This is a genomic window from Lacrimispora indolis DSM 755 (assembly GCF_000526995.1).
GTDB lineage: Bacteria > Bacillota > Clostridia > Lachnospirales > Lachnospiraceae > Lacrimispora > Lacrimispora indolis.
Genome location: NZ_AZUI01000001.1, coordinates 1,062,768 through 1,083,892 on the forward strand (window position 1 = coordinate 1,062,768; position 21,125 = coordinate 1,083,892).

Sequence of the window (21,125 nt, forward strand, 5' to 3'; positions counted from 1 at the left end):
CATATTTTGTCCGGCCGGTTCATGGCCGGGAAGTAACCCACGAAAAGCTCCGGCCCCGATTCCTCATATTATATTAGGAAGAAACCCTGTCCTTTTTCCAGTTCTTAGGAACATGCCTCATTCATTTCTGTTTTAATTATTTCATCTATGCTGTTCTATTGTCATCAAAAAGAGATTACAGTTTTCTTTTAATTTATCTCAAATCCAATATTAATCTAAACTTTAATGCATATTTCCGGCGAATACCATTATCATAGTTGTTTTCAATTAAATTTTAAAAAACCAATTGACAAAACCGAACATATGATATACAATTAAACCACAAGGTAGTTAGTCAATACTAACCTCATTAAAAGATAACCAATTCAATATAAATTTAGCAATGAAAGGAGAATTACTATGTTTAATCAAATACAATTATCTTACGCATATGACGCTTTAGAACCCCATATCGATGCTCTCACAATGGAGACTCATTATTCCAAGCATCATGCAGCTTACACCAAAAACTTAAATGACGCTGCTGAGAAGGCCGGTGTTGCAGATAAAGAAATCACCTCCCTGCTCTCTTCTCTGGACAGCATCTCCGACGAAGCGCTCAGGAAGGCGATACGCAACAATGGCGGAGGTTTCTATAATCATAACCTCTATTTTTCCACCATGAGTCCTGACGGCGGCGGCGAACCTGACGGTTTCCTTAAAGATGCCCTGGAAAAAGCTTTTGGAAGCTTTCCTGACTTTCAGAATCAGTTAAGCGGCCTGGCTGCCGGCCAGTTTGGATCAGGCTGGGGCTGGCTGTCAGCAAACCGTGATGGCAGTCTGGTGCTTTCCGCCAGTGCCAATCAGGACAACCCTCTCATGGAAGGCAAAGGTTTTGTTCCTATTCTTGGCATTGATGTTTGGGAACACGCCTACTACCTGAAATATAAGAATCTTAGAGCCGACTATATCAAGGCATTTTTCAATGTAATTGATTGGAAGGCCGTTGCTTCTAACTATGAAAACATAATGAAAGGTTAAGAAAAGGAGGAATATAATGAGCAAGAATTTATTTGAAAAACTTAATGAGTATCTGGCTAACCAGCAGGTCATGTATATCAAGCTTCATAACCTGCACTGGTATGTGAAAGGCCGCAGCTTCTTCACTCTCCATGCAAAGCTGGAAGAGCTGTATGACCAGACTGCACAGGTCATGGATGACGTGGCAGAGCGGCTTCTGGCCTTGGGCGGTTCTCCTGTAGCCAGCCTAAAGGAGGCACTGGCTCTCTCTTCCGTGAAAGAGCTGGAGGACGTTCCTATTTCATCAGATGAAACCATTAAAAGCCTGATCTCGGATGTGGAATACTGGATCCGGGATACAAAAGAAATTGTTAAGCTGGCCGAGGACGATGATGATGGAGCTACCGCTGATCAATTTAACGGTTATCTGGCTGAATACCAGAAGCTTCTGTGGATGCTGAAATCATATATGAGCTGAGTTTATGAAAATCAAAAAATGCCGCTTCCTGCAGTAGTTTCGTCAGGAAGCGGCATTTTTTGCATTGAATTCTTTATAAAAACAGGGCCGTTGCCCCAGGTTGATTTCTCAACAATGGTACAACGGCCCCAGAAAAGCACCTGAAATTATTTCATTTAATAATGAATTAATCTTCTACAAATACAGCTGTGATTGTTTTGTTGCTTTCAACTTTGTAGCAACGATCATCGCCGTCTTTTGCTTTGCTCTTGCTCTTCTGAACATTACCAGAGGTATTAACCAGTCTATATACTACAGTTTTATTACCTTCTGTCTTGTCTGCGGACTTAATCTCATAATACTCGTCATATCCGGTTTTGTTTATTTTCTCAAACTCTACGCCTTCATCATCTAAGAACCGCTCTGTTGTCAGAAGCTTAATTTCTGTATATTCTCCATCAACTGTCGTAGCCTTAACTACAGAATACTTGTCGTCCTTATCAGCCTTTAACAGCATACCTCCAAGATAATACTTGTCATCATCTACGCCAAATTTACCCTGTCCCTTTGAGCTTCCGGACTTATTGAATAAGAACTGGAAAGAATCTCCGTCAATGGTAACATTCTGCTTGCCGGTCTTCATAGCACCGTCATCGCCGCCACCAAAATAGTAGAGTTTGTATTCTGCATCCTTATACAGACCAGATACATTTTCCTTGAATTCATCCTCAGTATCAAAGTTGTAAGCAGCTAAGTCATCATCACCTGCAACGTCTGCAATGTCAGTTGTGCTGTTGCCAACAAACTTAATGGCAACCAGACCATCCTTCATTACGCCGTAGGCATCAAATGCATACTTTTTGCCATTAATGGTCTTGATTTCAGATGCAACTAATTTACCATCCTTATCAGAATAGTACCAGTTATTCTCATCATCATCATAGTCATCCCTGCTTAAATAAGAATCAGGCACAACCTGGAACCAGCCTTTTGTTACTCTGGCGCCATCTTCAGGACTTCCATAATATCTGAATCCTCTGGTATATACAGCATTTCCCTGGCTGGTAGTAGCAGTGCTGTCTGTTGCCTCGTTAGGAGTAGCTGACCAGTTAACCCACTCAGCATTCATACGGCCGTCTGAATCGAAGCTGTACTTCCTGCCGTTAATGGTCTTGCCCTTTTCGTCAGTCATCTTCTTACCATTGGTCTTGAAATAGAAGTAACGTGTCTGATCTTCATCATCAAATAAATTATCGCTGGAAACACCAACGTCAACGGCACTGTCATAGCTGTTATCTACGATATCCAGATACTCCCACTGACCGACTCTCTGTGCTCCATCGTTTTCATCACCGCAATAATAAATGCCATCACGCCATTTATCATCACCAGTTACCCGATCTCCGCTATCGTCGATCCAGCCGTACAGCATTTTGCCTTCATCATCAAAAATATATTTCTTTCCGTTGATCGTCTTGAAAGAAGCAGAGTTTCCGGTGGTAGAGCTCTTATAAGCTTTTCCGTTAGATCCGAAATAATACCAGTGGTTCATGGGTTCTTCATCATCATCGTCGCCGCCGTCATAATCTTCATTCTCAACGGAAACCCACTTATTGGCTGCCATGGCGCCGTTCTCATCTACATAGTAGTAATTGTCATTGTATTCAACAACAACATCGGTAGCCATTTCGCCGTCTTCGTTTAAGTAGAACCAGTTGTCTCCTGATTTCTGCCACTTCTCTGTCTCTAAGTCGCCGCTCTTGTCATAGTACACCCATGTACCGTTTTCTTCCTGCCAGCCTGTTGCTGCGAAAGAAGACATGGAAGCACCTAATGCAAGCAATGCTGCTGTGGATAATACAGCAACTAATTTCGTCTGCTTTCTCATAATTAATGCACTCTCCTTTTTCTTTTTGAAATATTTTTTCGAAATTCCTAATTGCATTACGAGGTAATTATACTTCTAATATTGGAAATTATCGAAAGCAACGGGCATTTTATATGCATTTAATCAATATTTTTTACTAATTTTTCGAAAATTTCTTGATTTATTTACACATTGCTTATATACTTGTGTTAAACTGTTTTTGCATCATTATACGAGGAGAGAAAATGACATGATAACAGAGAGCACTGTAATTGGTTCAGAAGCAGAAAGCAAAAGTCCCGTGGAGCAAAGTCTTGATGATTTCCATGATTACCTGGAATTCAATAACATGTCTCCCAATACCATTCACGTGTATTTATTCGCAGTAAAACAATTTCTTGGCTTATATCATGTGATCAGCCATGATAATCTCATGCTTTATAAATGCTACCTTATGGAGCATTACAAGCCTCAGACAGTAAACTTAAGAATCAGAGCTCTGAATTGTTACATGGAGTCCTTAGAGCTGTCCTCTGCTAAAGTACTGATGATACGCGTCCAGCAAAAAACATTCCTGGAAAACGTAATCAGCCAGGCTGATTACGAATATTTAAAAAAATGTCTGATACGTTCCGGAAACATGCTGTATTATTTTGTCATACGCTTTATGGCGGCCACAGGCGTCCGGGTCAGTGAACTGGTCCAGATCAAGGTGGAGCACGTAAAATGCGGTTACATGGATATTTACTCAAAAGATAATAAAATAAGAAGAATTTACATACCAAAAAGCCTCCGGGTGGAGGCGCTGAAATGGCTTCATCAAATTGACAGGGTAAGCGGATACGTGTTTTTAAACCGCTACGGGGATCCTATCACACCTGCCGGAATCCGGGGGCAGTTAAAAAAATTTACTGTCCTCTATGATTTGGATCCCACTGTGGTTTATCCTCATTCCTTCCGCCATCGTTTTGCAAAGAATTTCATTGAAATATGCGGAGATATTTCCATGCTTTCCGATATTTTAGGACATGAAAGCATTGAAACCACAAGGATCTATCTTCACCGGAGCAGCACGGAACAAAAACAGATCGTCAATCAGATTGTGAATTGGTAGAAAATTATGGAAAATGAAGAATTACTCAATGATTATAAGAAATTTCTGAAAAAAAAGAATTTGTCAAACAATACGATTACAGCCTATGAGGGAAGTGTCCGCCTTTTTTTCAGCATGAATAAGGAAATTACGCCGGAAAACCTCCAGCGTTATAAGACCTACTTAATCACCCATTACCGCCCGGCAACCGTCAATCAACGGATCCATGCCATGAATCACTATTCGCGTTTTCTGGCAGAAACCAATGGTGAGGAATACATTTTCATTGCCTCTTACCATCTGCCTTCCGTAAAAGTCCAGCAAAAGACTTTCATGGACTCCGTTATTTCCAATGAAGACTATGAGCTTTTAAAAGAAAAATTGAAAGAAGAGAAAAACTACTTCTGGTATTTTATCGTCCGCTTTCTGGCAACTACCGGCGCCAGAGTCAGTGAGCTGATCCAAATCAAGGTGGAGCATTTAAACCTGGGGTATCTGGACCTGTATTCCAAAGGAGGAAAGGTCCGCCGCATCTATTTCCCAGATTCTCTATGCCAGGAAGCCTTAGAATGGTGCCACGGACAGGACAAGCGAAGCGGCTTCCTATTTTTAAATAAAGACGGACGTCTGATTACTCCCAGAGGCATTAATTTTCAGCTAAAGCATTTGGCAAGGCGCTATGGGATCGATCCTGATACGGTTTATCCCCATTCATTCCGCCATCGTTTTGCAAAGAACTTTTTGGCCTGTTTTAATGATATTTCTCTTTTAGCTGATTTAATGGGACACGAAAGCATTGAGACCACAAGAATCTATCTTACCCGTTCCAGTCAGGAACAGCAGCAGCTTCTTGATGAAATTATTACCTGGTAAGTAATTTTTTTGCATTTTTGTTTATTTTTACATATTTTTACGGTATAATTCCGAAAAGGAGGATAGTATGCTATGATAATTTCTTTTCGTTTTAAGAATTTCCGTTCCTTTCTGGATGAAACTTTTATTGATATGAAGGCGGTCAATTATAAAGAGCACCCAAGCCATATGGTAATGGCCGGCAACAAAAAACTGATTAAGACCCTGGCCGTATATGGTGCAAACGCCAGCGGGAAAACCAATCTTTTTCTCGCTTTTGCCAGCTTTCATTCTTTTATTTTCTGGCAGCTTTTTTCACTGAAAGACATTCCCAGAAAGCATTTTATGTCAATCCTGCAGGTCACTGCTTTGGACAGAATTCTTCCGTTTCATATGGAGGAAACCAATTCCCTTCCAACGGAAATGGAGCTCTCCTTTATCAGCGGGCAGCGGGTTTATGAATACGGCTTTTCCGTCTTAAAGGAAAAAATTCTCACCGAATTTCTGACAGTAGATAACCATGTGGTATTTACACGGACTGAGGATAATCTGTCCATTGGGCGCCAGTACGAAAAAGCCTTACGCCAGAAGGCAGGAATCCGCCCTCACCGGGACCGGTTATTTTGTTCCGTTTTATCATGCCTGGATATTCCCGAAATCTCAGTCATTATGGAGCCCTTTGAAACCTTCTTTTTGAAACAGATCAATTATTACTGCGATTTTCTGGAACCATTTCGGCTTGCTGGAAATCTGATCATGGATGGCAGAGCCTACAAAGCCCTTGAACACCCCGAAGCCCTCAATTATGGATTGGAACAGCTAAGAAAGCTGGGAATCCCGGCAGAGGAACTTATTATTGATAAGGGAATCCCAAAGCTGGGCTACCGGGTGAAATCCCGGGTCACCGGTAAATATGAGACCCAGTACATGGATTATACCAAGGTCTCCCTTGGTACAATGAAATCCCTTCAATTATTTATACAGATTTACTATTTGTCCAAAAAGGGTGGTATTCTGATTATTGATAACATATCAAACGAATTCCATCCGGCTGTTACAAAATTTTTTATAGACTTTCTTCAGCAGGAAAAAATCAAAAACATACAGCTGATTTTCACTACTTATGATATCTCCATATTAAACAATCAACAGTTCCGCCGTGACGAAGTGGCCTTTGTTGATATGAATGAATATCAGGAATCCAGGCTATACACCTTAGCGGACATAAAGGTCCGGTCTGACGCCAGCTTTTCCAAGGATTATCTTCTTGGTAAATATGGAGCCATCCCCCTTCTGAAAGACTGCTTTATCCAGTAATTGAAAAAGGCATAGGCAAATGTGAACTGCCCCCTGTCACTTGACAGAGATAAGTTCACATGGCATATGTCCTTTTTTAATTCAAAAGACGGATGTCCGCCGTGGCTTTGGAATGGATATCCAAAACAATATTGCATTCCGACACATGCTGGTAATTGATATCAAGAGAATAGGCTACCCGCACCTTTAAGCTGTCCTCAGCTTCATGGATCTGAATGTCCTTTGTGCTTATCCCGATCATAAGTTCTCCAAAGGGAGTGGCATAGCAGGACATATTTTTTTTATCTTTTTCAAATGTCATATGGACGCTGGCACAGCCGCGTTTAATGATATCCAGTCCTGACCGGCGGATTTTAATGGTGTTCTTGGTTACTCCTCCTGTGTCTTCCTGGATCTCATCATAGAGGATATAGTGATTGCCGTTTTTCAGGAAATAATCACCGGCAGTTATCATTTCAACTGTATTGTTGTCATCCTCTGCAATCTGCATCCCGCTGATGCTGATCAGAACATCTCTTGTCATATTATAAACTCCTTTAGTACTCCTCAATGTTTATTTGCTCTGTCTCTTTTACCTGTCCCGGGAGGATAGAGGTAGCAAAACTGGTGAACTTCTCCGCCAGGTCGCTGACATAGAATCGGTATTTTTCCGGAACATTGCTTTCCTGTCCGCATAAAAGGCCTTTTTCTTCCAAAATCTGTTTTAATTCCAAAGCAGTTTCATAGGCAGGGTTTACCAAGGTCACTTCCGGTCCCATAAGCCTTCCCACAGTGGAACGCAGTAAGGGATAATGAGTACAGCCAAGTACCAGTGTATCAATATATTTTCCTTTTAATTCGCTTAAATATCTGGAAGCGATCTCATCCGTGACGGAATCATGCAAAAGCCCTTCTTCCACCAAAGGAACCAAAAGGGGGCATGGTTTTCCAGTCACTTCAATATCTTCTTTCATTTCCTGCATCACTCTGGTGTAAACCCCGCTTCGTATGGTCCCTTCCGTCCCAATGATACCGATCTTCCCGTTTTTCGTAGATTCTACGGCGGTTCTTGCCCCCGCATGGATCACGCCCACAATGGGAATATCCACTTCCTTTTCCACTGCCTCAAGGGCACAGGCAGTGGCGGTATTGCAGGCGATCACTATCGCCTTCACATCCTGGGTCATTAAAAAGCGGATGATCTGTCTGGTAAAACGGATCACCGTGCTGCAGGATTTGCTGCCATAGGGCACTCTTGCCGTATCTCCAAAATATACAATCCTTTCATCCGGCATCTGCCGCATGATCTCACGGGCAACCGTAAGCCCGCCTACGCCGGAATCAAATACCCCTATGGGCGAATTTCTGTCTGCCATCAAATTTCCTCTTTTCTGCCCTGTCTTTTGGGCATAAAGGTATGCCGTAAGGCGTTCCTCTTTTCTGCCCTATCTTTTGGGCATAAAGGTATGCCGTAAGGCGTTCCTCTTTTCTGCCCGACTATATCCGGAAACGGTCCATCGCATGCTCCATCAGGCGATCAACCAGTTCATCCTTATTCACTCCGGCCGATTCCCAAAGCATGGGGTACATGCTGATGGCTGTAAATCCCGGCATGGTATTGATCTCATTGAATACCACTGTGCCGTCCTTTTTCACGAAAAAATCCACCCTTGCCAGGCCATAGCCGTCTACTGCCTGGAAAATGGCCTTGGCGGCTTCTCTCACACGCTCCGCGGCTCCTTCGGGCAGTACCGGATCTGCAACTGTTCTGGAATCAGCGTTGTAATATTTGGCATCAAAATCATAGAACTCTGCTGCGGCAAGGATCTCCCCCACTCCGGAGGCTTCCACAGGAACGCTCCCGCCTCCAAACACAGCGCATTCGATCTCCCGGCCCATGATCATCTCTTCCACCAGGATCTTGCGGTCATGGTTTGCAGCTTCCTCCAAAGCTTCTATAAGCTCCTTCCTGTCTCCTGCCCGGCTCACGCCCTTGGAAGACCCGGCATTGGAGGGCTTTACGAATACAGGGTAAGAGAATTTTTCCTCCACCTTACCTACAACTGTTTCCATATCCGATAAGTCATGGCGCATCACCGGCACATAAGCTGCCTGAGTGACTCCCAGGTCATCTACAATGATCTTTGTATATAATTTATCCATGGAAACAGCGGATGCCAGTACACCGCAGCCCACATAGGGAATTCTCGCCAGCTCCAAAAGCCCCTGGACAGTTCCATCCTCGCCCAATAATCCATGCAGCACCGGGAATACCACATCAGCCTTAAGCACCTCTGTCTTTTCCCCATCCATTAAGATGACACCGCCCATGGTGGCATCAGGTGAAATGACAGCAGAAACATGCCCGTTTTTCCATGTGCCCTTTTCAATATCTTCCACAGAATCCGTCTTGATCCAACGGCCTTCTTCCGTAATTCCGATCAAAGCAACATCATACTTATCTCTATCAATATGGTTAATCACATTGACCACCGACATACAGGATACAATGTGTTCCGATGACTGGCCGCCAAATAATACAACCGCAGTTTTTTTACCCATTTTGATCTCCTTACAAATTTCTCAATTTTACAGTGTTTATATTATAGCACATATGGTTACAATTACAAATAGATTCCAGAAAAAAGGAGGAACCCCAATGAAACAGAAACGTGATCTATTTTTATGTATTACCTGTTTCCTGATTGCATTTTTGCTTACCTTATCAGACGGAAGGCAAAGTGATGAAGCACTGGCGGCACGGATCGCTCCGGAAATCCTGCGTTTTCACGTATTGGCAAACAGCGACAGCTCAGAAGACCAGAATTTAAAATTAAAAGTGCGCACCATGCTGCTCAATTCAATATATGAGGACCTTGGAGAAAATGCATCACTTGAGGAAACAAAAGGCTATGTTCTCACCCATAAGGACAGCCTGGAGAAAAAAGCGGAACACTACATGAAAAAACTGGGATACGATTATCCCGCACATATGGAACTGACCAATTGTTACTTTCCGACTAAAACCTATGGTGATATGGTATTCCCCTGCGGCAATTATGAGGCCGTCCGGGTAAAAATAGGCGAAGGAAAAGGACGCAACTGGTGGTGCGTCCTTTATCCTCCTCTTTGTTTCACAGATTCTTCCTATGCAGTTGTGCCGGATACTTCCAAGGAAATTTTAAGAAGCTCCATGGATGAATCTGATTATAAGAGGATCAGCCGTGAAACCCCGAAGATCCATATTCGTTTTAAGCTGGCCGACTTACTTTTAAAAAAGCCGGAGCCTACTGTCCAGAATCCGTAATGATCCCGTTTACTGCCCATTGATAGGTATCATAGGCCTGATACAGGGTGTTATAAGCACTCTCCTTTGTACCCTCGGCCTGTAGAAATGCCATCTGGGCCTGGAGATAGCCCAGCTTGCTCACCATGCCAAGCTGATAGGAACGGTCCGCCTTATTCTTTTCCAGGACCGCTTTCTCATAAGAGGTACAGGCGGCGTCATAAGCCGACTTCGCCTGAAGGATTCCCTGGTAATAGGACTGCATGGCAACCGTAATATTCTGCTCTCCCTCTGAAAGACCTGCTTCCTTGGTTTTTATACCGGTGGTGGTCTGGCCGGAAGCTCCGCGGCGCTTTTCAATCAGATCGTAATTATTCCCCACCGCCTTAGCCGTGTCTGCCTCTAAGTTCAGGGAAGAAATAAGGGAAAGATCCAATTGAGGAACCCCTCCGATTTGAACCTCTGCATCTGCCGAATATCCGGTCATGAGGCATAAGGAACGTTTCAGGCCGTCAATGGTGTTATCAAGCTGTTCCAGTGATGCCTGTGCCGCCAGCACCCCTTTATTGGCTTCCAGCACATCTGCTTCCGTGGCCATCCCCTGCTGAAAGCTTAAGGACTGAGCTTCATAACCTGCCTTGCTGACATCCAGCATCTTCTGTAGCATAGCCCGGTTAGCAAGGGCGCTGTTATAGCCTATCATGATCTGACCTACGGCAGAAGAGAAGGTCTTGGAATAACGGTCAACGTTCTTCTGGACCCCTGAATCAATCCGTTTGATCACTTTGTTCAGAGTCTCCGCACCGTCACCCAGCAACTTTGCCGTAGTTTTTAAAGTCATGTATTCCGTCATACCATCCGCAGTATCTGTGGCACCTGAATCTTTCAGGGACTTGGCATTGTCGTTAAGATCCCGGACATATATTTTTATCTCGTCATAGACATACTGCTGGTTGCTCTTCTCATTTCCTGCGGAATCAACAATGTTCTGCAAATCAGGGTTAAAATACCTCACCCGGTCTGAAAGCTCATCAAATTCTATGGTCTGATCCTGGAGTTTGTTCCATGCCTCCTCCGTCATCCCGTCCGGAATGGAAATTACCGTCTGTCCGGGGCCTGCTGCCCCGTAAACCGGCAAGGCGGCGGATAGAGCAAGGGTCACTGCCATACAGGCAGAAAAATAACCTTTCTTTCTCATATCTTATAAACCTCCTGCCGAAGCCAGTCCGTTTACTGCATTATCATAATTCTGAATCGCCTGGAACAGAGTAAGCTCTGCTGTCTTTATGGCGATGTTCTTTGTGTCATAAGCATTTTTCTGCTTTATATAATCCAGCCTGCTCAAAGAGCCCAAGTCGAATTTCCTCTGGGCTGTATCCATATTTTTACTTTCCAGTGCAAGTTCTGCTCCTGCCTGATCGTAAGCTGCCTTTGCCTGAAGAACAGCCCGGTAGCATTTTGTCACATCGGAGCCGATATTCTGTTCGTTGCTGGCAATCGTCCGGTTCAAGGTCTGTTTCGTTACATCGCCCACGGCATTTTCCAGCTTTCTCTGATTGATCTTTAAGGTATAGTTGCTGCTTAAGGCGGCTTCCTTCTCTGTGTCTGGATTCATGGCCGCAATGCGTTCCATGTTCACAGCCGGAATTTCCCGGATCTCGGGCATATCGTTGTACTTCCAGCCCAGCATGACGCAAAGTTTCTGCCTGGTCTCTTCAATAGAGGAGGTCAGCTTGTCAATAGACGCCTGGGTGCTCTGAACGCTTTCCAGGGCTCCCAGCACATCCGCCTGGGTCGCCATGCCCGCGCTTTGCCTTACAAGGGTGGACTGATACACAGCCTCCAAAAGCTCCAGGCTGCTTTTTGCGCTTTCCAGCTCATAATTCTGTTGAAAATAAGTGATCATGGAAGACTGAGCCGACGCCACTAAATTGGCTTCCTCCTGGTCATAGGTAAGCTGGTATACCTTTAAATCCTCCACGTTAGAATCAGCCGCCGCTTCCGCCCGGTTGGCTCCTGCCGCATTGGATGCATCGGCATAGGGGTCATCCCCTGTGATACCGTTTCTGTAGTCGTCTGCCGCATCCCGATAATACTGTGCATTCTGATCACTGGTGATCCTGTCATCCTTTTTCTTATCATTAATATCCAGCTGGTTTTTCTGAACCGTCACATTATATTCACGGATCAGGCCAGCCAGTTCATCGTATTCCATCACATTGTCTCTGAGCTTTGCCCACTCTTCAGGAGTTCTTGCAAACTCCGGGCTGCCGGCCCAGGCTGTGGCCGCCGGTCCCATGACAGTAAGCACTGCCGCAAGACAACATGCACTGATCTGTTTCCATTTTCTCATCCTTAATCCTCCTCAACTGGGATTTTTATGCTGTGTTCCTGTTATTATTTTATCATATCATGATAATAACTTAAAATCCACTTTCTTCCAGCAGGGAACCGGATTTCCCGAAGGTCCGGCTCCCTGCCGCCTCTTAATCTGGCAATATGGTCTTATCTGTTTTACCGCTCATAAGGGAATAGTATACCGGGAGCATGAGCAGCGACAGGATTGTGGAAGCTGTCAAACCGCCTACGTTTACCAGGGCAAGGCCCTGCATGGTCTCTCCGTTACTTCCGATGGCCATTGCCATAGGAATCATGGATACCACAGTGGTAAGGGTCGTCATAAGGATGGGGCGAAGTCTGGTAGCTCCTGCTTCAATCAAGGCAGTCCGCTTATCCATGGTAGCCCGGTATTGATTCACCGTATCCACATATAGGATTCCGGAGTTTACCACCGTACCAATGAGCATCAGGAAGCCAAGGAGGGACGGCATGCTGATGGCAACTCCCGCAGCCGCCAGGAACCCAAAGGACCCGATCAAGCTGAATGGAATGGTCGTCATGACCATCAGGGAGAATTTGGGAGATTCAAACTGGGCAGCCATAACGATGAAGATCAGAAACACAGCTGTGGCAATCGCGCTAAACAGGTTGGAAAACTCCTCCTGCATGGATTCATCTTCACTGTTCTTTGCCCTTGTAACAATATCATCTAAATATTTGTTTACAATCTTTTCATCAATATCCTTTTTCGTTGCCTCTTTTTCTTTATTCGTTTTTACCACATCGGTAAAAGAGCCTGTTATGGTTACTAAATATTGCTTGTTCTTCCTGCTAATGGAAGTAGGGCTGTCTTCATAACCGATATCAGCGATATCCGTAAGGGCCACAGAGCCGCCGGAACTGTTTGGAATCATGATTCCCTCCACCTTATCAAGAGTATCATAAGAATCCTTCGGATATTCCACTTTAATATCAACTTCCTGGCCGGACACATCCATGGTAGCTGCCTTTGAACCGCTGAGCATAGTGTTTAACAAACCGCCTACATTGGTAGGAACCACGCCTTCGGCCGCCGCTTTTATAGGGTCAACATGGACCTTAATGACAGGCGCCGCATTTTCTAAGTCCGAATGGACTTTGATCAGCTGAGGGGTCTGGACCAGTTCTGCCACCATCTGACTTGAAACGCTTTTCAGTTTATCCAGCTGGGAGCTTTGAAGGATTACCTCAAAATCATGTGTGCTGCTCATACTGCTCATGCTGGAGGTAGACTCCACAGTGACATTGCAGTCGGGAATCTGGTTCATTTCCTTTTTCCACTTAGTGACCACCTGATTGGTGGACAGCTTTCTGTCACTCTCTAAATAAGCAGTCAGGGTTCCATTCTTAGCTCCGCTGAAGCTTAAACCGCTTCCACCGTAGCTGACCATATAGGATTTTAAATCTTCCTCGCCGGTAACGATGGTTTCCAGCTTCTTTAAAATCTTATCAGCCTCTTCTACCTTAAGTCCCGGACGCATCTCAGCAGTAACGGTAATCGTCCCCTGGTCCACTTCCGGCATTAACTCAAAGCCCAGCCTTGTTGCCAGTACAAAGGACGCAATCAAAAGCAGAACTGACACGATCATAACTGTCGCACGCTTATTAAGCAGTCTGCCTACGATTTTGCGGTAGCCGTTCTGCATTGCTTTTACAATTCCGCCCATAGGGGAATTCTGTTTTTCAATAGGACGGAACCTGCTGTAGCACAGCGGGACTATGGTAATGGCAGAAATCAGAGATGCCAGCATACAGAATACGATAGTATAGCCTAAGGGTTTAAACAGCTGGCCAGTAAGACCTTCCAAAAGCGCCAGAGGAATAAACACGACGCAGGTGGTAATCGTTCCTCCGAGAATGGACTGGAGCACGATTCCCGTGCCTTCCAGAGCCGCCTGCATATATTCTCGGAACCCGGTGCCCTTTTGGGACCGGAAACAGCTCTCCATAACAACAATGGAATTATCCACCATCATACCTACACCCAGAACAATACTGCTCATGGTGATAACGTTTAAGGAAAAGCCCATGGCAGCCATTAAGATCAAAGACACCAGAATGGATACGGGAATGGAGCTTCCTACAATGAGAGATGCCTTGATATCTCCAAAGAACAGGAAAATAATGATCATGGAAATGACGACAGCCATGATCATGGTATTCTTAACGCTGTCAAGGGCAGATGTGATCTGGTCGCTGGTATCGTCAACTACTATGATATCCAGGTTAGGATATTCCCTTTTTAAGGTTTCAACAGTCCTGGTCATGGACTTGGAAACATCCACCGCACTGTTTTTCTGCTGTTTATTAATGGTTAAGGTAATGGTGTCTTCCCCATTATACCGTCCGATGGCTTCCTGATTTTCAGAGGCTTCTGTAATTTCAGCTATGTCCTCCATGTAAATGGTCTTTCCACCGCCTGCAACCACAGGAACCTTTTTAAGGCTTTCAACGCTCTTAACTTCTACCCCCGTACTGACGGATAAATCTCTCTTTCCCACACCGGTATTTCCTGCCGGATAGGTAAAGTCAGCTGCTTTGATGGCCTGGCTGATGGAATTCATATTAAGATGATACTGGTTCATCTTTTCAGGGATCAGCCGGACGCTCACATAGCTCTTCTGGCCTCCGCTCATGTTTACGCTGGCAACGGAAGAAATTTTCTCAAATTCCGGTACGATCTTATCATTCACAAAGTTATAAAGATTGTTCTGGGATGGATCTCTAACAGCCAGAGTTACCACCGGCATGTCATTGATATTGAATTCCATAACGCTGGGAGTTTCCACGTCGTCGGGGAGTTCAACGATATCCATCTTCTTTTTCAGATCCGAATATGCTTTATTCATATCCGTACCATACTCATACTCCAGCATTACGATAGAAACATTTTCCTGGGAGCTGGACTGGACATTCTTAACGCCGGACAAGGTACCTACGGCCTCTTCCACCGGCCTGGTAACCAGGTCATTTACATCTTCGGGGTTCGCTCCCGCATAAACGCTGCTGATCAGCAGCATTGGAAAGTTCATTTCCGGTGTCAGCTCCATTTTCGAAGATAAAACAGAGGACAAACCGAAGACCAGCAGGCACAATACCGCTAAGACGGTGGTTATGGGCCTCTTTAAAACGAATTTTGTAATTCCCATTTCACCGCCCCCTTACTGTGCAGGACCGGAAGTTTCTGTCTCGGTTCCTTCTGATTCTGCCGTGTCTTGTGGTGTCTCGGATTCTTTTCCATTTCCGTCTGCAAGGGTGACCTTGGAACCATCATACAATTCGCTGGTCCATGTGGTCACTACCTGATCGTCGGCAGTGATGCCGCTTTGAACTTCTATGTACTCATTGTCTGCCAGCCCTACTGTCACGGCATTTTTCTTAAGAACTCCATTTGCATATGTATAAATATACGGGTTCCCGCCCTCATAATAAATGCTGTCTACCGGAACTGTCAGGACATTCTCCGCCCGCCGGGCGGTTACGTAAAGCTTAACGGAAGTTCCTGTTGCCAGGGAATCCCCGTTGGGAATGGAAGCCTTTACCTTGAACAAGCCGCTTTCCTGATCAATCATTGTGCTCACTTCCGTGATGGACGCCTCATGATCGGTCCCATTCTTTTCCACTCTTATGGTATCTCCTGCCTTTAATCCCCCTACGATTCTCTCTGAAACATAAAAGGTCAGGGACTTTCCGCCTTCACCTGAAATAACGCAAATAGTGGTCTGAGGAGAAACCATATCATGAACGCTGACGCTAAAGCTTTCCACCCGCCCTGCAATGGGAGCGGTCACCTGGCTGCTTTCTGTCTGGATATTATATGCGATCTTGGCATTCTCGTATTGAAGTCTTGCCATCTCCGTTTTATCAACCAGAGACTGATAATCCGCTTCAGCCACATCGCCGGCTGCGTAAAGAACCGCAAGGCGGTCTAAATTCTTTCTGGCGTCCTCATAGGTGATTCTGGCGGTTTCCGCGGTGATCCGGGAGCTTTCCACCTGCTTTGTGTCGATGACACAGAGAAGCTGGCCTGCAGATACCGCATCTCCTGTCTTAACGCCTACACTTGTAACCTCCCCGGCTCCAAGGGGAGTGACATGGACAATGCTGTCCGGCTCAATCGTTCCGATTAGTTCATTGCTTAATTCAATGGTCCTGATCTCAGGTTTTTCTGCTGTTACAGCCGGCGGGACCTCCGCCACAAGCTCTTCCTTCTTTCCTTCCAGCATTCTTGGAAGGATCAGTCCTGCCACAGCCGCTACAATTACAACTGCCCCTGCAATGATGAATACTTTTTTCTTGGTCATAGTCAACTCCTTATTTAGCCATATTAAGATTGTAATGGTTGTTTACGAATTCCATATTGCAGAATTTCTAATTTTTCCTGGAAGAGTTTCTTAATTTTTTCTTCATCTTCCGGATGGTGGTAGTACCAGCCCATGCAATGAACCAGTTCCAAGAAAATCATGGTTACTACCTTTCCAAAGGTCTCAATGCTTTCATCTTTAAGATCAGACATATCGATAGAACGGTACATCACCTCCTGCATTTCCTGCTGGGCCTGAGTATTTTCCCGGCATAAGCGGTGAGTCACACCAAACATCTTTTCACCCTCAACAATATTTTTAACCAGCTGCAATACATTTTCCTGTGTATTGGCTATGCTGTATTGCAAAAACTCTTCCGCAGTCTTCCATAAATCACCGCCGTTTCTTTCAGCACAGCTCACCCAGCCATTCTGAAATCTTTTAGCAGCCTCCTCAAAAATGTATCCCAGAACATCACGCTTATCTTCAAAATAAGTATAAAAGCTTCCTCTCGATATACCTGCGGCCTGGATTATTTTGTTGATGGATGCCTTCTCAAACGGTACTCGAGTAAACTCCTCCACCGCGGCATCGCGAATGGACATTTTTTTAGCTGTCGGAAGATGATAAAACCGATCAGTAGGCATTTTTTCACCTCTCCTTTCTGTAACTTCATGTGAATCCGTGGAAACACATCAAGGTGACAATATGTCATTCATTATAATGACACGTTGTCACCTTGTCAAGAAAGGTTATATTTATTTAATAATTTTTCCAACTCTGTTTATTTTTTACTGTCAAGAAGCTCCTTTAAGGCTTCATCGCTTTCCTCAATCCACACATCCTCTTCCTCTTCATTAAGGCCGAGAAACCGGGCAAGGGTTTCGGTGGTAGTGCTGTTATTCCATTCTTCAACAAAATCATCAATGGCTTCAAATTCTATCTCACCGGCCAGATATTTCTCCTTAAATGCCATAGGATCCCTCTCCTTCTCATTCCTGTTCCTTGATATTCTTTGATACGGTGATCTCCTGATTATCAATATGCTCCCGCATGGCTTCCTTAGCCTCCTGTACCTTCCGCTGTTTGACCGCCCTTAATATGTTGTCATGTTCCAGCAAAAGGATCTGGCGCTTATCCTCATCCTTGATGTATTCCAAACGGTAACGGTACATCTGCTCTCTTAAATTATTGATCATCTGCACCAGCCTGTCATTGCAGGTGCCTTTATAAATCACGTCATGATACGCCTCATCAGTCTCCGCGATTTCCATGGCATTGCCGTCTTCAACAGCCTGCTTAAATTCCTCCTGCTTTTTTTCAAGCTCTTCCACTGACTCCTGGGTCATGCGCTGACAGGCCAGTTCAATGGCAAGCTCCTCTAAGGATCTGCGGACCTCTAAAACATCTCTTAAGCTCTTTTCAGAAATCTTTGCGACTTCCGCCCCTTTTCTGGGCACCATTAACACCAGACCTTCCAGCTCCAGCTTTCTGATGGCTTCCCTGATAGGGGTGCGGCTGACTCCAAGACGTTCCGCAAGCTGTATCTCCATAAGACGCTCTCCAGGCGCCAGTTCTCCTTTTAAAATCGCCTGACGGAGCGTATTAAAAACCACGTCCCGAAGGGGCAGATATTCATTCATATTAACCTTTAAATCATTGCTCATTGGTAACCTCCCTGGTATTGTAAAAATTAGTCAGATAAACCTGCTTTGCAAGGTTCCTTGACTCGCCGTATCTCAATTCTTCATAAGCCCTTTCCGCGGCTCTGGGGCTGGTAAAAATGCCGAATACCGTGGGGCCGCTTCCGCTCATCAAGGCGTTCACAGCACCCAATTCTATTATCTTGTCCTTGATCTGTGCGATCACCGGATATTCCGGAATGGTAACCGTTTCAAGCACATTTCCCAGGCGTTCCGATATCTGGTATATGTCGCGGTTGCCAATGGCTTCGATCATGCCGTCAATGTCCGGATGATCTTCCTTTCTTAAGGCAGATACATCCAGATGTTCATAAACAAATTTCGTGGACACGCTGACCCCGGGCTTTGCTATGAGAATCTGACATTGAGGTATGTCCGGAAGGGGAGTTAAGATTTCTCCGATTCCTTCGCTTAACGCTGTTCCCCTCATCAGGCAGTAAGGCACGTCTGCCCCGATCTTTACGCCCCGTTCCATCAGTTCTTCCCTTGTCAGCCCAAGCTGGAACATCTTGTTGACCCCAAACAAAACTGCCGCCGCATCGCTGCTGCCCCCTGCCATTCCAGCGGAAACCGGGATGAACTTATTCAAGTGAATGCGGATACCGTGGAGGACGCGGAACTCGTCCATAAGGAGTTTGGCCGCCTTATAAACCAGGTTGTTTTCATTCACCGGAAGGTAATAGAGATTTGTCACAACCTCGATTCCCGGAGTCTCTTTTAAGTAAATGTCAATCTTATCATAAAGGCCTACGGTCTGCATGATCATCCGAACTTCATGATATCCGTCTTCCCGCTTTCTCAAAACATCAAGTCCCAGATTAACCTTCCCGTATGCTTTTAATCCCAGATGTCTTATCATAGGCAAACACCCTCACTTTTTATTTCTTCGGATTGTATTTTTTTATTTTTTTGTATACAGTATTTAGTATATAACAAAATAAGAAAAAGTACAAGAGGTATATTCTCATATATATTTCTTGTTCTTGTTAATTTTTAACAAAATTTTTTCTCATACTCTTTTAAATTTTTATTTGACAGAAAAAATTTGTCGTGTATAATGTTGATATACTGAACAAGGGCGTTCCAAAACTGGAACCGCCCTTTTTTTGTAATCAAAATAGAGGAGGATGCGCTGTATGAAAAAGTTGGAAATTATTATCAAGCCAGAAAAGCTTGAAAGCCTGAAGGCTATCCTGGAAGGCTGCAAGGTCAACGGAATAATGATCAGCAACGTCATGGGATATGGCAATCAGAAAGGTTACACACAGATGTACCGGGGTACCAAATATAATGTGAACCTGCTTCCAAAGGTTAAGGTGGAAACCGTTGTACCAAAGGAACTGGCCGATCCCATCATTGATGCAGTAGTAAAGGAAATCAATACGGGCAATTACGGTGACGGCAAGATTTTTGTTTACGATGTGCAGGATGCAGTGCGGATCAGAACCGGCGAACACGGCCGGGAGGCTTTGTAGTTCCCAGAAGGAGCTGACATTTAATTTCATACAGAATGGAAATAAACTATCAACGGGGATAATTGCTTTTTTAAGCGGTTATCCCCTGTTTTTATTCTTGTGAAGGCAATGATTCCATCAAAAAATATTAGGAGGAGTTATGATTATGGAAAATACAACTTTATTACTGAATGTTATTTGGACCATGCTGGCCGCAATTCTGGTTTATTTCATGCAGGCAGGTTTTGCCCTGGTAGAAACAGGGTTCACAAGGGCAAAAAATGCGGGGAACATCTGCATGAAGAACATGATGGACTTTGTTCTCGGAACCCTCTTCTACTTTATCCTGGGCTTTCCCCTGATGTTTGGAGGCAATGTGGCAGGCCTTTTCGGCAATTCCGGATTCTTTAATCCCTATTCTCTGGCAGACGGAAACGGCTTATTCAACGGTCTTCCCATTGCTGTATTCATGATTTTCCAAACCGTATTCTGTGCCACCTCCGCTACCATTGTTTCAGGAGCTATGGCAGAGCGCACAAAATTTGCTTCTTACCTGGTCTACTCGGCAGCCATCAGCGTGGTCATTTATCCCATAACCGGACACTGGATCTGGGGAGGCGGCTGGTTAGCCGACATGGGATTCCACGACTTTGCAGGCTCTACTGCAGTCCATATGGTAGGCGGCGTCTGCGCCCTGGTAGGAGCTAAAATCGTCGGCCCCCGCATTGGGAAATACAACGAAGACGGGACTGCAAACGCAATTCCCGGTCACAACATTCCCCTGGGCGTATTGGGCGTCTTCATTCTCTGGTTCTGCTGGTTCGGGTTTAACTGCGGCTCCACAACTGCTGCCACCACCACTCTCGGTAACATCGCCATGACAACCAACCTGGCTGCTGCCGCTTCTACTCTGGCCACTCTCCTGTTTACCTGGGTGCGTTACGGCAAGCCTGACGTATCCATGACATTAAACGGTTCCCTGGCCGGTCTGGTAGCCGTTACTGCAGGCTGTGATGTGGTGACTCCCTACGAAGCCATCATCATTGGAGTAATTGCTGGTTTTGCAGTGGTTCTTGCCATTGAATTCATTGATAAAAAAGCCAAAATCGATGACCCTGTGGGCGCTGTGGGCGTTCATGGATTCTGCGGACTTCTGGGCACACTGCTGACCGGTATCTTTGGGGAGGGATGCAATTTCCTGACACAGTTAGTGGGCGTTGCTTCTGTTCTGGTCTATACGTCCATAGCGGCATTTATCATCTTTACTCTGCTTAAGAAAACCATAGGCTTAAGAGTTTCCGATCAGGAACAGCTGGACGGTCTGGATTTACATGAACACGGCATGAACGCCTATTCAGGCTTCCGGATCGATAAATAATCCGCTTTTTCTCATATTTATATTACTTCCCTAATCCCCCGGCAGAAATTCTGCCGG

20 protein-coding genes are annotated in these 21,125 nt (G+C 44.9%); 8 read left to right on the top strand and 12 right to left on the bottom strand.

Annotated features, from left to right (window positions below; all coding sequences use genetic code 11):
* Nucleotides 1-399: 399 nt before the first annotated feature.
* Together K401_RS0105135 and K401_RS0105140 are read left to right on the top strand one after the other, a co-directional pair.
* On the top strand, nt 400-1,020 hold the full coding sequence (locus K401_RS0105135) for a superoxide dismutase (protein ID WP_024291949.1): 621 nt from the start codon (nt 400-402) through the stop codon (nt 1,018-1,020).
* Nucleotides 1,021-1,036: 16 nt separating this feature from the next.
* Nucleotides 1,037-1,477 (top strand): Dps family protein, encoded by a 441-nt coding sequence (locus K401_RS0105140; protein WP_024291950.1) that lies wholly within the window; start codon nt 1,037-1,039, stop codon nt 1,475-1,477.
* A 166-nt stretch (nt 1,478-1,643) separates the two neighbouring features.
* Here the strand turns inward: K401_RS0105140 and K401_RS0105145 are convergent, their stop codons facing one another.
* Nucleotides 1,644-3,344, bottom strand: coding sequence for a cell wall-binding protein (locus K401_RS0105145; protein ID WP_024291951.1), 1,701 nt, complete (start codon nt 3,342-3,344; stop codon nt 1,644-1,646).
* A gap of 229 nt (nt 3,345-3,573) precedes the next feature.
* Between K401_RS0105145 and K401_RS0105150 the strand changes: the two genes are divergently transcribed.
* From K401_RS0105150 to K401_RS0105160, 3 genes are all read left to right on the top strand, one after another.
* Nucleotides 3,574-4,437 carry a tyrosine-type recombinase/integrase gene (locus K401_RS0105150; protein WP_084492790.1) on the top strand — a complete coding sequence of 288 codons (864 nt, stop codon included), beginning with the start codon at nt 3,574-3,576 and terminating at the stop codon, nt 4,435-4,437.
* Between the two features lie 6 nt (nt 4,438-4,443).
* Entirely contained in the window at nt 4,444-5,289 is an 846-nt protein-coding gene (locus tag K401_RS0105155) for a tyrosine-type recombinase/integrase (protein ID WP_024291953.1), read from the top strand.
* A gap of 72 nt (nt 5,290-5,361) precedes the next feature.
* Complete coding sequence (locus K401_RS0105160) at nt 5,362-6,585, top strand: AAA family ATPase (protein WP_024291954.1); 1,224 nt, start codon at nt 5,362-5,364, stop codon at nt 6,583-6,585.
* 76 nt (nt 6,586-6,661) lie between these two features.
* On the opposite strand, the gene K401_RS0105165 is transcribed toward K401_RS0105160, so the two are convergent.
* From K401_RS0105165 to K401_RS0105175, 3 genes are all read right to left on the bottom strand, one after another.
* Nucleotides 6,662-7,108 (bottom strand): YwiB family protein, encoded by a 447-nt coding sequence (locus K401_RS0105165; RefSeq protein WP_024291955.1) that lies wholly within the window; start codon nt 7,106-7,108, stop codon nt 6,662-6,664.
* Between the two features lie 13 nt (nt 7,109-7,121).
* Entirely contained in the window at nt 7,122-7,940 is an 819-nt protein-coding gene (gene murI / locus K401_RS0105170; RefSeq protein ID WP_024291956.1) for a glutamate racemase, read from the bottom strand.
* Nucleotides 7,941-8,061: 121 nt separating this feature from the next.
* Nucleotides 8,062-9,126 (bottom strand): D-alanine--D-alanine ligase family protein, encoded by a 1,065-nt coding sequence (locus K401_RS0105175; protein ID WP_024291957.1) that lies wholly within the window; start codon nt 9,124-9,126, stop codon nt 8,062-8,064.
* Between the two features lie 97 nt (nt 9,127-9,223).
* Here K401_RS0105175 and spoIIR point away from each other — a divergent pair, with 97 nt between their 5' ends.
* Complete coding sequence (gene spoIIR / locus K401_RS0105180) at nt 9,224-9,871, top strand: stage II sporulation protein R (RefSeq protein ID WP_024291958.1); 648 nt, start codon at nt 9,224-9,226, stop codon at nt 9,869-9,871.
* On the opposite strand, the gene K401_RS0105185 is transcribed toward spoIIR, so the two are convergent.
* From K401_RS0105185 to ispE, 8 genes are all read right to left on the bottom strand, one after another.
* On the bottom strand, nt 9,852-11,048 hold the full coding sequence (locus K401_RS0105185; protein ID WP_024291959.1) for a TolC family protein: 1,197 nt from the start codon (nt 11,046-11,048) through the stop codon (nt 9,852-9,854). The two genes, spoIIR and K401_RS0105185, sit on opposite strands and share 20 nt — an antisense overlap.
* 3 nt (nt 11,049-11,051) lie before the next feature.
* On the bottom strand, nt 11,052-12,203 hold the full coding sequence (locus K401_RS0105190; protein ID WP_024291960.1) for a TolC family protein: 1,152 nt from the start codon (nt 12,201-12,203) through the stop codon (nt 11,052-11,054).
* Between the two features lie 133 nt (nt 12,204-12,336).
* Nucleotides 12,337-15,378, bottom strand: coding sequence for an efflux RND transporter permease subunit (locus K401_RS0105195; protein ID WP_024291961.1), 3,042 nt, complete (start codon nt 15,376-15,378; stop codon nt 12,337-12,339).
* A 12-nt stretch (nt 15,379-15,390) separates the two neighbouring features.
* Nucleotides 15,391-16,533, bottom strand: a complete 1,143-nt coding sequence (locus K401_RS0105200) for an efflux RND transporter periplasmic adaptor subunit (protein ID WP_024291962.1) — start codon at nt 16,531-16,533, stop codon at nt 15,391-15,393.
* Nucleotides 16,534-16,556: 23 nt separating this feature from the next.
* Nucleotides 16,557-17,180: a TetR/AcrR family transcriptional regulator gene (locus K401_RS0105205; protein WP_024291963.1), complete on the bottom strand. Its 624-nt coding sequence runs from the start codon at nt 17,178-17,180 to the stop codon at nt 16,557-16,559.
* Nucleotides 17,181-17,317: 137 nt separating this feature from the next.
* A complete protein-coding gene (locus K401_RS0105210) occupies nt 17,318-17,509 on the bottom strand; it encodes a hypothetical protein (RefSeq protein ID WP_024291964.1) in 192 nt (63 codons plus the stop codon).
* A 16-nt stretch (nt 17,510-17,525) separates the two neighbouring features.
* Nucleotides 17,526-18,200 (bottom strand): GntR family transcriptional regulator, encoded by a 675-nt coding sequence (locus K401_RS0105215; RefSeq protein ID WP_024291965.1) that lies wholly within the window; start codon nt 18,198-18,200, stop codon nt 17,526-17,528.
* Nucleotides 18,190-19,095, bottom strand: a complete 906-nt coding sequence (ispE, locus tag K401_RS0105220) for a 4-(cytidine 5'-diphospho)-2-C-methyl-D-erythritol kinase (RefSeq protein ID WP_024291966.1) — start codon at nt 19,093-19,095, stop codon at nt 18,190-18,192. The genes K401_RS0105215 and ispE overlap by 11 nt, the downstream gene beginning before the upstream one ends.
* Before the next feature lie 277 nt (nt 19,096-19,372).
* Between ispE and K401_RS0105225 the strand changes: the two genes are divergently transcribed.
* Complete coding sequence (locus K401_RS0105225; RefSeq protein ID WP_024291967.1) at nt 19,373-19,711, top strand: P-II family nitrogen regulator; 339 nt, start codon at nt 19,373-19,375, stop codon at nt 19,709-19,711.
* A gap of 145 nt (nt 19,712-19,856) precedes the next feature.
* Nucleotides 19,857-21,068, top strand: coding sequence for an ammonium transporter (locus K401_RS0105230; protein ID WP_024291968.1), 1,212 nt, complete (start codon nt 19,857-19,859; stop codon nt 21,066-21,068).
* The last annotated feature ends 57 nt before the right edge of the window (nt 21,069-21,125 follow it).

What these genes read in the sequence shown, in the direction of transcription:
- K401_RS0105135 (WP_024291949.1), top strand. Translation starts at nt 400, where the DNA reads ATGTTTAATCAAATACAATTATCTTACGCATATGACGCTTTAGAACCC.
- K401_RS0105140 (WP_024291950.1), top strand. Translation starts at nt 1,037, where the DNA reads ATGAGCAAGAATTTATTTGAAAAACTTAATGAGTATCTGGCTAACCAG.
- K401_RS0105145 (WP_024291951.1), bottom strand. Translation starts at nt 3,344, where the DNA reads ATGAGAAAGCAGACGAAATTAGTTGCTGTATTATCCACAGCAGCATTG.
- K401_RS0105150 (WP_084492790.1), top strand. Translation starts at nt 3,574, where the DNA reads ATGATAACAGAGAGCACTGTAATTGGTTCAGAAGCAGAAAGCAAAAGT.
- K401_RS0105155 (WP_024291953.1), top strand. Translation starts at nt 4,444, where the DNA reads ATGGAAAATGAAGAATTACTCAATGATTATAAGAAATTTCTGAAAAAA.
- K401_RS0105160 (WP_024291954.1), top strand. Translation starts at nt 5,362, where the DNA reads ATGATAATTTCTTTTCGTTTTAAGAATTTCCGTTCCTTTCTGGATGAA.
- K401_RS0105165 (WP_024291955.1), bottom strand. Translation starts at nt 7,108, where the DNA reads ATGACAAGAGATGTTCTGATCAGCATCAGCGGGATGCAGATTGCAGAG.
- murI (WP_024291956.1), bottom strand. Translation starts at nt 7,940, where the DNA reads ATGGCAGACAGAAATTCGCCCATAGGGGTATTTGATTCCGGCGTAGGC.
- K401_RS0105175 (WP_024291957.1), bottom strand. Translation starts at nt 9,126, where the DNA reads ATGGGTAAAAAAACTGCGGTTGTATTATTTGGCGGCCAGTCATCGGAA.
- spoIIR (WP_024291958.1), top strand. Translation starts at nt 9,224, where the DNA reads ATGAAACAGAAACGTGATCTATTTTTATGTATTACCTGTTTCCTGATT.
- K401_RS0105185 (WP_024291959.1), bottom strand. Translation starts at nt 11,048, where the DNA reads ATGAGAAAGAAAGGTTATTTTTCTGCCTGTATGGCAGTGACCCTTGCT.
- K401_RS0105190 (WP_024291960.1), bottom strand. Translation starts at nt 12,203, where the DNA reads ATGAGAAAATGGAAACAGATCAGTGCATGTTGTCTTGCGGCAGTGCTT.
- K401_RS0105195 (WP_024291961.1), bottom strand. Translation starts at nt 15,378, where the DNA reads ATGGGAATTACAAAATTCGTTTTAAAGAGGCCCATAACCACCGTCTTA.
- K401_RS0105200 (WP_024291962.1), bottom strand. Translation starts at nt 16,533, where the DNA reads ATGACCAAGAAAAAAGTATTCATCATTGCAGGGGCAGTTGTAATTGTA.
- K401_RS0105205 (WP_024291963.1), bottom strand. Translation starts at nt 17,180, where the DNA reads ATGCCTACTGATCGGTTTTATCATCTTCCGACAGCTAAAAAAATGTCC.
- K401_RS0105210 (WP_024291964.1), bottom strand. Translation starts at nt 17,509, where the DNA reads ATGGCATTTAAGGAGAAATATCTGGCCGGTGAGATAGAATTTGAAGCC.
- K401_RS0105215 (WP_024291965.1), bottom strand. Translation starts at nt 18,200, where the DNA reads ATGAGCAATGATTTAAAGGTTAATATGAATGAATATCTGCCCCTTCGG.
- ispE (WP_024291966.1), bottom strand. Translation starts at nt 19,095, where the DNA reads ATGATAAGACATCTGGGATTAAAAGCATACGGGAAGGTTAATCTGGGA.
- K401_RS0105225 (WP_024291967.1), top strand. Translation starts at nt 19,373, where the DNA reads ATGAAAAAGTTGGAAATTATTATCAAGCCAGAAAAGCTTGAAAGCCTG.
- K401_RS0105230 (WP_024291968.1), top strand. Translation starts at nt 19,857, where the DNA reads ATGGAAAATACAACTTTATTACTGAATGTTATTTGGACCATGCTGGCC.